The 3,008-nt window shown below is 51.0% G+C and carries 1 rRNA gene; it reads left to right on the plus strand.

Annotated elements, in window-relative coordinates:
* The first annotated feature begins 55 nt into the window (after positions 1-55).
* A 23S ribosomal RNA gene (locus BPMYX0001_RS27580) occupies positions 56-2,977 on the plus strand.
* The last annotated feature ends 31 nt before the right edge of the window (positions 2,978-3,008 follow it).

Here is a 3,008-nt window from a genome sequence, read left to right on the forward strand (position 1 = left end):
GTATGTTCTTTGAAAACTAGATAACAGTGTAGCTCATATTTTTTAATTTTAGTTTGGTTAAGTTAGAAAGGGCGCACGGTGGATGCCTTGACACTAGGAGTCGATGAAGGACGGGACTAACGCCGATATGCTTCGGGGAGCTGTAAGTAAGCTTTGATCCGAAGATTTCCGAATGGGGAAACCCACCATACGTAATGGTATGGTATCCTTACCTGAATACATAGGGTAAGGAAGACAGACCCAGGGAACTGAAACATCTAAGTACCTGGAGGAAGAGAAAGCAAATGCGATTTCCTGAGTAGCGGCGAGCGAAACGGAATCTAGCCCAAACCAAGAGGCTTGCCTCTTGGGGTTGTAGGACATTCTATACGGAGTTACAAAGGAACGAGGTAGACGAAGCAGCCTGGAAAGGCTCGTCATAGAGGGTAACAACCCCGTAGTCGAAACTTCGTTCTCTCTTGAATGTATCCTGAGTACGGCGGAACACGTGAAATTCCGTCGGAATCTGGGAGGACCATCTCCCAAGGCTAAATACTACCTAGTGATCGATAGTGAACCAGTACCGTGAGGGAAAGGTGAAAAGCACCCCGGAAGGGGAGTGAAAGAGATCCTGAAACCGTGTGCCTACAAATAGTCAGAGCCCGTTAATGGGTGATGGCGTGCCTTTTGTAGAATGAACCGGCGAGTTACGATCCCGTGCGAGGTTAAGCTGAAGAGGCGGAGCCGTAGCGAAAGCGAGTCTGAATAGGGCGTTTAGTACGTGGTCGTAGACCCGAAACCAGGTGATCTACCCATGTCCAGGGTGAAGTTCAGGTAACACTGAATGGAGGCCCGAACCCACGCACGTTGAAAAGTGCGGGGATGAGGTGTGGGTAGCGGAGAAATTCCAATCGAACCTGGAGATAGCTGGTTCTCCCCGAAATAGCTTTAGGGCTAGCCTTAAGTGTAAGAGTCTTGGAGGTAGAGCACTGATTGAACTAGGGGTCCTCATCGGATTACCGAATTCAGTCAAACTCCGAATGCCAATGACTTATCCTTAGGAGTCAGACTGCGAGTGATAAGATCCGTAGTCAAGAGGGAAACAGCCCAGATCGCCAGCTAAGGTCCCAAAGTGTGTATTAAGTGGAAAAGGATGTGGAGTTGCTTAGACAACTAGGATGTTGGCTTAGAAGCAGCCACCATTTAAAGAGTGCGTAATAGCTCACTAGTCGAGTGACTCTGCGCCGAAAATGTACCGGGGCTAAATACACCACCGAAGCTGCGAATTGATACCTATGGTATCAGTGGTAGGGGAGCGTTCTAAGGGCAGTGAAGTCAGACCGTAAGGACTGGTGGAGCGCTTAGAAGTGAGAATGCCGGTATGAGTAGCGAAAGACGGGTGAGAATCCCGTCCACCGAATGCCTAAGGTTTCCTGAGGAAGGCTCGTCCGCTCAGGGTTAGTCAGGACCTAAGCCGAGGCCGACAGGCGTAGGCGATGGACAACAGGTTGATATTCCTGTACCACCTCTTTATCGTTTGAGCAATGGAGGGACGCAGAAGGATAGAAGAAGCGTGCGATTGGTTGTGCACGTCCAAGCAGTTAGGCTGATAAGTAGGCAAATCCGCTTATCGTGAAGGCTGAGCTGTGATGGGGAAGCTCCTTATGGAGCGAAGTCTTTGATTCCCCGCTGCCAAGAAAAGCTTCTAGCGAGATAAAAGGTGCCTGTACCGCAAACCGACACAGGTAGGCGAGGAGAGAATCCTAAGGTGTGCGAGAGAACTCTGGTTAAGGAACTCGGCAAAATGACCCCGTAACTTCGGGAGAAGGGGTGCTTTCTTAACGGAAAGCCGCAGTGAATAGGCCCAAGCGACTGTTTAGCAAAAACACAGGTCTCTGCGAAGCCGTAAGGCGAAGTATAGGGGCTGACACCTGCCCGGTGCTGGAAGGTTAAGGAGAGGGGTTAGCGTAAGCGAAGCTCTGAACTGAAGCCCCAGTAAACGGCGGCCGTAACTATAACGGTCCTAAGGTAGCGAAATTCCTTGTCGGGTAAGTTCCGACCCGCACGAAAGGTGTAACGATTTGGGCACTGTCTCAACCAGAGACTCGGTGAAATTATAGTACCTGTGAAGATGCAGGTTACCCGCGACAGGACGGAAAGACCCCGTGGAGCTTTACTGTAGCCTGATATTGAATTTTGGTACAGTTTGTACAGGATAGGCGGGAGCCTTTGAAGCCGGAGCGCTAGCTTCGGTGGAGGCGCTGGTGGGATACCGCCCTGACTGTATTGAAATTCTAACCTACGGGTCTTATCGACCCGGGAGACAGTGTCAGGTGGGCAGTTTGACTGGGGCGGTCGCCTCCTAAAGTGTAACGGAGGCGCCCAAAGGTTCCCTCAGAATGGTTGGAAATCATTCGTAGAGTGCAAAGGCATAAGGGAGCTTGACTGCGAGACCTACAAGTCGAGCAGGGACGAAAGTCGGGCTTAGTGATCCGGTGGTTCCGCATGGAAGGGCCATCGCTCAACGGATAAAAGCTACCCCGGGGATAACAGGCTTATCTCCCCCAAGAGTCCACATCGACGGGGAGGTTTGGCACCTCGATGTCGGCTCATCGCATCCTGGGGCTGTAGTCGGTCCCAAGGGTTGGGCTGTTCGCCCATTAAAGCGGTACGCGAGCTGGGTTCAGAACGTCGTGAGACAGTTCGGTCCCTATCCGTCGTGGGCGTAGGAAATTTGAGAGGAGCTGTCCTTAGTACGAGAGGACCGGGATGGACGCACCGCTGGTGTACCAGTTGTTCTGCCAAGGGCATAGCTGGGTAGCTATGTGCGGAAGGGATAAGTGCTGAAAGCATCTAAGCATGAAGCCCCCCTCAAGATGAGATTTCCCATAGCGTAAGCTAGTAAGATCCCTGAAAGATGATCAGGTTGATAGGTTCGAGGTGGAAGCATGGTGACATGTGGAGCTGACGAATACTAATAGATCGAGGACTTAACCATATAATATGAAGCAAATGTTATCTAGTTTTGA

The sequence above is a fragment of the Bacillus pseudomycoides DSM 12442 genome (assembly GCF_000161455.1).
Classification (GTDB): Bacteria; Bacillota; Bacilli; order Bacillales; family Bacillaceae_G; genus Bacillus_A; species Bacillus_A pseudomycoides.